The 7120-nt window shown below is 30.2% G+C and carries 7 protein-coding genes; 2 read left to right on the top strand and 5 right to left on the bottom strand.

Going from position 1 to position 7120, the window contains the following annotated elements; genetic code table 11:
- The 5 genes from ABI549_RS12915 to ABI549_RS12895 form a co-directional block, all read right to left on the bottom strand.
- Positions 1–483: PCRF domain-containing protein (locus tag ABI549_RS12915; RefSeq protein ID WP_348076874.1), on the bottom strand; the 483-nt coding region annotated here is incomplete at its 3' end.
- 43 nt (positions 484–526) lie between these two features.
- On the bottom strand, positions 527–1456 hold the full coding sequence (gene miaA, locus ABI549_RS12910) for a tRNA (adenosine(37)-N6)-dimethylallyltransferase MiaA (protein ID WP_348076873.1): 930 nt from the start codon (positions 1454–1456) through the stop codon (positions 527–529).
- 111 nt (positions 1457–1567) lie between these two features.
- Positions 1568–2929 carry an exonuclease domain-containing protein gene (locus ABI549_RS12905; protein ID WP_348076872.1) on the bottom strand — a complete coding sequence of 454 codons (1362 nt, stop codon included), beginning with the start codon at positions 2927–2929 and terminating at the stop codon, positions 1568–1570.
- Between the two features lie 82 nt (positions 2930–3011).
- Complete coding sequence (locus ABI549_RS12900; RefSeq protein WP_348076871.1) at positions 3012–3674, bottom strand: YggS family pyridoxal phosphate-dependent enzyme; 663 nt, start codon at positions 3672–3674, stop codon at positions 3012–3014.
- A gap of 32 nt (positions 3675–3706) precedes the next feature.
- Positions 3707–4204, bottom strand: coding sequence for an N-acetyltransferase family protein (locus ABI549_RS12895; RefSeq protein WP_348076870.1), 498 nt, complete (start codon positions 4202–4204; stop codon positions 3707–3709).
- Between the two features lie 787 nt (positions 4205–4991).
- On the opposite strand from ABI549_RS12895, the gene menD reads away from it, so the two are divergent.
- Both menD and ABI549_RS12885 read left to right on the top strand, forming a co-directional pair.
- Complete coding sequence (gene menD / locus ABI549_RS12890; protein WP_348076869.1) at positions 4992–6644, top strand: 2-succinyl-5-enolpyruvyl-6-hydroxy-3-cyclohexene-1-carboxylic-acid synthase; 1653 nt, start codon at positions 4992–4994, stop codon at positions 6642–6644.
- A gap of 62 nt (positions 6645–6706) precedes the next feature.
- On the top strand, positions 6707–7051 hold the full coding sequence (locus tag ABI549_RS12885) for a DUF2853 family protein (RefSeq protein ID WP_348076868.1): 345 nt from the start codon (positions 6707–6709) through the stop codon (positions 7049–7051).
- The last annotated feature ends 69 nt before the right edge of the window (positions 7052–7120 follow it).

Here is a 7120-nt window from a genome sequence, read left to right as displayed (position 1 = left end):
TACCTCTTTAAATCCTCCAGAAGTTCCTTCATTCATATCTACAACCGAAGTTCTCCAACCTCTATTTTCGCAATATTTTGTGTACATACGGAACAAATCACCAGCAAAAATAGATGCTTCGTCTCCACCTGTACCTGCACGAACTTCGACCATGACGTTTTTAGCATCTTCTGGATCTTTAGGAATCAATAAGAATTTTATTTCTTCTTCTAATTCTGGCAATCTTTCTTTGGCTTCGTCGAGTTGCATTTTTGCCATTTCTGTCATGTCAGCATCGCTTCCGTCGGCAATTATTTCGTTTGCTTCGTCTATATTTGCCATCAAAATGACATATTCGTCACGCTTTTCAGCAAGGGCTTTAAGTCCTTTGTATTCTTGATTAAGAGCCACATATCGCTTTTGGTCGGCAATTACGTCTGGCTGAATAATCAAATCCGATATTTCGTCAAACTTTTGTTTGATAATTTGTAATCTATCTAACATTGTGTATATCCTTTATTTGGAGTGCAAAAGTACAAAAAAAGTTTTAGTTTGTAGGATTCATTATTAAATTGATTGTTTCAATTATTTTAGAAACGTTCGTTTTATAATCAAACCAAATGGTATTTTCAGTACGCTTGAACCAAGTTAGTTGACGTTTAGAGAATCTTCGGGTATTTTTTTTAATTTCTTCGACAGCAAAATCTAAAATAAAATCTCCATCAAAAAAGCTAAATAATTCTCTATAACCAACAGTTTGTAAGGCGTTTAAGTCTTTATTTGGATATAAACTTTCAGCTTCAGAAAGTAATCCTTCATTTATCATAATATCAACTCGTTGGTTAATTCTATTGTACATTATTTCCCGGTCGGATTCTAAACCAATAATAATAGGAGTGAAGTTTCTAGTATTTTTTTCTTTGTTTAGGAACGAAGAATAAGGTTGTCCGGTTCCTATGCAAACTTCTATAAAGCGCATCATGCGTTGTGGGTTTTGTAAGGTTTGGGAATTTTCCGAAAGGATTTTATTGTAATAATTGATGTCTAATTCTTGGAATTCTTGTTGTAAATATTCGATTCCGTTTTCGTCGTATTGTTTTTGAATTTCTTCACGAATATGAGGTTGGATATTTGGGAAAGTATCAAAGCCTTTTAAGACTGCATCTACATATAATCCTGAGCCACCAACCATAATTTGAATATTATTTTTGCTAAACAATTCATCCAGTTTCGCAATGGCTTCTTTTTCGAAATCTCCAACAGTATATTCTTCGAAAATTGATTTGTTTTGAATGAAATGATGTGTTGCTTGACTTAATTCTTCGTCGCTGGGAACAGCAGTCCCTATTTTCATTTCTTTGAAAAACTGTCGACTATCGCACGAAATGATATCGCAACCATATTGCTTTGCTAAAGCAATACTTAAAGCGGTTTTGCCTATGGCTGTTGGTCCGATTATGGTTATTAGATAGTTCATGAATTAGATGAATGTTGGTTTTTTAGCCCCGATTGAAACGGAAATCCTTTTTCTTGCTTCTTTAGCAAGGAAAAGATTGTAGTGTAAAGCGGGAATAGCTCTTAAAAAAAATTAAAATTTTATGATTTTCATTACTTTATTTTTTCTTAAATAGCCTTGTATTATATTTCGTGTATCACGGTTGTTGGGCATTGGAATGATTATGTTTTTTAGGATTTGGATATTGCTTATTTGATAATTTAGGTCATAAAAAGCATAACCTTTATAGATTCCATTTTCTATAAGAACGGCACTACGTTCACTTATGGTTCTTCCTTTGTCGACAATAACCATGCTTTGACTTTCAAGACTGCTTTTTGTGATAAATTCATGTACCCGTTTGTTGTATTCTTCGGGTGTAATCTTACAAATACATGCACCGTCGCACTCATTTATTTTGTGCTGAAAACATTCGGCTTTTGTTTCGTATAAACCAGTTAATTTTTGACATAAATTGTAGTGAGAAGAAATTCTGAACAAGATGTTTTTTCCTTCCTGAAGACTTGTATAAGCTGTGATTTCTTTCTTGCGACCGTCGAATTTTTGTAATTTTAGATTCAGATAACCATTTGTATCGGTTTCGGAATAAATAGCTACAGGGAAATGAGTTTTGGGCGACATTCTGTTGTAAATAGGTCTATTTATTTTTATTTCTTCGGTTTCTTTAAGTAATGCAACAAGTTCGCTTCCAGTTTCTTCGTAAGTGACAGTGAAAACTTCTTGTTGAATTTTTAAAGCACTTTTTGTAATTCCAGTAAAATGCTGATTCACTCTTTTTTTAATATTTCTACTTTTGCCTATAAAGATTATATCGCCATTTTCTTTGTGAATATAATAAACGCCTGTTTTGTTGGGTAATGATTCGATAATATTGAATAATTTAGGTGCAATTCCTTTGATTATTTCGGTTTTAATGTTGTCTTTGACAATAATTTTTTCTAAATCTTTGTCTAATAACATTTTAAATAACTTGACTGTTGCCAGCGCATCGCCTTCGGCACGATGTCTGTCGGTCATTGGGATTCCTAGAGCTCTAACCAATTTTCCTAAACTATAAGAAGGTTGCTCTGGAATTAAAATTTTAGCCAACTCGACTGTGCAAAGTGTTTTTGCTTGAAAATCATATCCTAAACGGCGAAATTCTGTACGAAGGATTCTGTAATCGAAAACAGTATTGTGAGCCACGAGAACACAATCTTTTGTGATTTCGACAATGCGTTTGGCTACTTCGTGAAATTTGGGAGCAGAAACCAACATAGCGTTATTTATACCTGTTAGTTTTACTACAAATGGCTGAATAGGAATTTCTGGATTCACTAAACTGATAAATTGGTCTACGATTTGGTGTCCATCATATTTATAGATGGCGATTTCGGTAATTCCTTCTTCGTTAAACTGACCTCCAGTAGTTTCTATGTCTAAAATTGCGTACAAATGAGATTTAAAAATTTAAAGATTTTGAAATTTAAAGATTTTAATAAAGATAATTTTTTTAATCATTCAATTATTAAATATTTTAATTCCTTCCGCCAAAGATACTACTTCCTATTCGAACCATCGTACTTCCACACTCAATTGCGAGTTTGTAGTCGCCAGACATTCCCATAGATAGAATTGATAATTGACAATTGACAATTGATAATGACTTTGAATTATCGAAAATGCTTTTTAAATGTTTAAATTCTTTTTCGATTTGGGATTGATTTTCTGTAAATGTTGCCATTCCCATTAGACCTACAATTCGGATATTTTGTAATTCTTTAAATTCATTTGAAGTTAATAATTCTTTTAATTCTTTTTCGTCTAAACCAAATTTTGTTTCTTCTTCGGCAATATATATTTGGAGCAAACAATCAATAGTTCTATTGTGTTTTTTAGCTTGTTTATTTATTTCTTGAAGTAATTTTATACTGTCTACACCATGAACTAAATTCACATATTCGGACATAAATTTCACTTTATTACTCTGAACATGTCCAATCATGTGCCACTCGATATCTTTTGGCATAGATTCCCATTTATCGGTCATTTCTTGGATTTTATTTTCTCCAAAAATGTGCTGACCAGCTTCGTAAGCTTCCATCAAATCAGAAACGGGCTTTGTTTTAGAAACCGCAACAAGCGTCACATTTATGGGAAGTGAAGCTTTTATTTTATTTAGGTTTTGTTGGATTGACATTTTTTATTTTTTAGTGTAAATTATAAAAGTTTTTATTTTAAAATCAGTTGCATAAATACGGAATCCAACCATCGGTCAAATTTATAGCCAGATTCTTTGATAATTCCTACGGTTTTAAAACCGAATTTTTCATGAAAAGCAATGCTATCTCTGTTTTCAGAATCAATTACTCCTATCATTGTGTGTAGTTTTTGTAGTTTTGCCAAGGCAATTAGTTCTAGTAAAAGTAGTTTTCCTATTCCATTTCCATGAAAATCTTTATGAACATAAACTGAATGTTCGACTGTAAATTGGTAACCAATTTTAAATCTGAATGATCCATAAGTTCCAAAGCCAATAATTTTATCTTCTTTTTCTGCCACAATAAGAGGAAAATCACGTTCTTTTTTCTCTTTTAAAATTGTAATTTGTTGTTCTAATGTTCTTATATCATAATCCCAAATGGAAGTCGAATGTAAAATTTCATAATTTATAATTTCTAATACTGAAGGCATGTCATGAATTGTTGCAATACGGATAATTATCGACATATTTTTATACTATTATCTATTTAAAACTTATTTCATTTATTTTTAATAAATAAAAAACAGTAAATTTAGGGTTATGAAATTAACTAACCTATCTAAAATATTAATAATTTTATACTTTATAAATCTTTTTTTATATAGTACTTTTTCTCTGATAGGAATAGAGAAATTAGTAACTTTTTTTTGGGCTCTAAGAATACCTATTTTGCTTATTTTGTATTTTTCAACTTCAAAAAAGAGGCAAATAATATACGTTGTTGCTTTATTGTTATATCAGTTAGCATCGGTTTCCTTTTACCTTAGTACACAGTTAAACTTCATTTATGGAACTATATATTCTGTTTTTTTCAAAGTTTTTCTGGTTTTGTTAATTTTGGATTTAGTGAATAAAAAAAATAGGTTAGCTTTTGGAATTGCTTCAATTCCTTTTTTTATTTTTTATTTATATATTATCGAAATTGTAATTTCATCATTAGGGGAGTTCTATTTTATATGGATTATAAATGCATTTTTAACTTCTTTTGTAGGAGGGGTAGGTATAATTAATTACATGAACAATTCAGATAAAAAAAGCTTTTGGTTACTCATAAGTGGTATTTTATTTGTTATACAAATTGGGGCTTTTTTTATAAATAAATTTTATATCAAAAGCGAGGCTATATATCAGATTGTGATTTTAACTTATGGCATTTCACATTTCACATTTTATAAATTTTTGATTTTAAAAGAGCAAGAAAATCATGTGAATTAGTTTTCATATTTGTAACTTTGATACTTTGAAAATAAAAAAATGATTTATCCAAAAATACCTTTAGCGCAAAGTATCATCGAAATTTGTAAAGCTAAAGAACTACACCATATCGTAATTTCTCCAGGATCTCGTAATGCACCGCTTACTATTGGTTTTACAAACAATCCAGAATTTACTTGTTATAGTGTTGCTGATGAGCGTTGTGCAGCATTTTTTGCTCTCGGAATTGCACAACAATTACAAAAACCAGTAGCTGTAGTTTGCACTTCAGGATCGGCATTACTTAATTATTATCCTGCATTTGCAGAAGCTTTTTATAGTCAAATACCACTGGTGGTTATTTCTGCCGATAGACCACAAAATAAGATAGATATTGGTGACGGACAAACGATTCGACAGGAAAATGTATTTGACAATCATAGTCTGTACAATGCTAATTTGGTTGAAGAAATATCTGAAGGAAACGATGTTAAAATTCAATCCGCCATACATTTTGCAGTAATCAAAAAAGGACCGGTACATATTAATGTCCCATTTGAAGAGCCTTTGTATGAAACAGTTGATGATATTTCTGTTCATACAAAAATAATAGATTTTACTTTAATAAATAAAGAATTAGAAAGTTTGGATATTTTTGCAAACCAATGGAATCAAGCAAAAAAGAAATTAATACTTATAGGTGGTTGCAATCCAAATTTTATGCAACAATCTATTTTAGATTTTTTAGCAAACGATAATTCGGTAGTCATTATGACCGAAGTTACTTCGAATGTACATCACAGTAATTTCATTACCAATATAGATACTATTATCACGCCTTTTACGGAAGAAGATTTTATTAATTTTAAACCCGAAATATTAATAACTATTGGCGGTATGATAGTTTCTAAAAGGATAAAAGCATTTCTTAGAAAATACAAACCACAAGAACACTGGCATATTGATGAGTTAAGGGCTTACGATACTTTTGGTTGCTTAACAAAACATTTTCAAACCAGTCCAAATGTATTTTTTAATAATTTTATTCCCAAAATAATCCCGTTAGAAAGTGATTATTTACAAAATGCTTTAACGATTAAGGAAGTAAGATTACAAAAAACGAAAATATATTTAGATAAAATTCCTTTTTCAGATTTTAAAGCTTTCGAGATTATTTTACAAAATTTATCGTTGCATAGTCAATTGCAAATCAGTAATAGTTCAGCAATCCGTTACGCACAATTATTCGCTATAGATTCTAGTATAGAAGTATTTTGTAATCGTGGCACTAGCGGAATAGATGGAAGTACGTCGACAGCAATAGGTGCTGCATTAGCTTCTGGTAAAGAAACAGTTTTAATTACTGGAGATATTAGTTTTTTATACGATAGTAATGCATTGTGGAATAATTATATCCCAAAAAATTTTAAAATAATTTTATTAAATAATGGAGGAGGAGGCATTTTTAGAATATTACCAGGACACAAAGAAAACGAAACTTTCAATACTTATTTTGAAACTTCACATCATTTAACGGCAGAACATATTGCTAAAATGTATGGTTTTAAATATGAAAAGGCTGTTGATGAAAAATCATTAAAAGAAAATTTAGAAATTACACTAAACACTGAAAAATCGATAATTTTAGAAGTGTTTACGCCCACAAAAGTTAATGATTCGATATTATTGGATTATTTTAAGAATTTGACTTAATATTTTATATTATTTATAATAATTTCTATTATATTTGGTTAGTATTAATAATATAAAATATTATGAGCAAAAGAGATGAACTTATCGCTGTTTACGCAGCAGACTTGAAAGAAAAATGTGGACATACTGCCGATATGGCTTTGTTAACAAAAGTAACTGTTGGTTGTGGACCATCTATTTATAATAAAGATGCTGCAACAGTAGCAGGAAGTCAACAATCTGAACTAGATACAGTAAAAAATAATTTCTTAATTAAAAAATTAGGTCTAAAAGATGGTCCAGATTTAGATAAAGGAATTGAAGCTGTAATGGAAAAGTACGGTAAATCTAATAAGAGTAAATACAGAGCAGTAGTATATTATTTATTAGCCATTCATTTCAAAAAAGAAAGTGTTTACAACAAATAGTAAATAGTTTTTATAAAAAAATATAGAGCGCTTCAGAAATGAAGCGCTTTTTTATTGGAAGAACTTCTA

The organism is Flavobacterium sp., assembly GCF_039932285.1.
Classification (GTDB): domain Bacteria; phylum Bacteroidota; class Bacteroidia; order Flavobacteriales; family Flavobacteriaceae; genus Flavobacterium.
The sequence above is the reverse complement of the archived record's forward strand: the minus strand, read 5'-3'. Positions and strand labels throughout refer to the sequence as shown.

Excerpts from the sequence above, each read along its gene's own strand:
- miaA (WP_348076873.1), bottom strand. The coding sequence starts at position 1,456 with ATGAACTATCTAATAACCATAATCGGACCAACAGCCATAGGCAAAACC.
- ABI549_RS12900 (WP_348076871.1), bottom strand. The coding sequence starts at position 3,674 with ATGTCAATCCAACAAAACCTAAATAAAATAAAAGCTTCACTTCCCATA.
- ABI549_RS12895 (WP_348076870.1), bottom strand. The coding sequence starts at position 4,204 with ATGTCGATAATTATCCGTATTGCAACAATTCATGACATGCCTTCAGTA.
- menD (WP_348076869.1), top strand. The coding sequence starts at position 4,992 with ATGATTTATCCAAAAATACCTTTAGCGCAAAGTATCATCGAAATTTGT.
- ABI549_RS12885 (WP_348076868.1), top strand. The coding sequence starts at position 6,707 with ATGAGCAAAAGAGATGAACTTATCGCTGTTTACGCAGCAGACTTGAAA.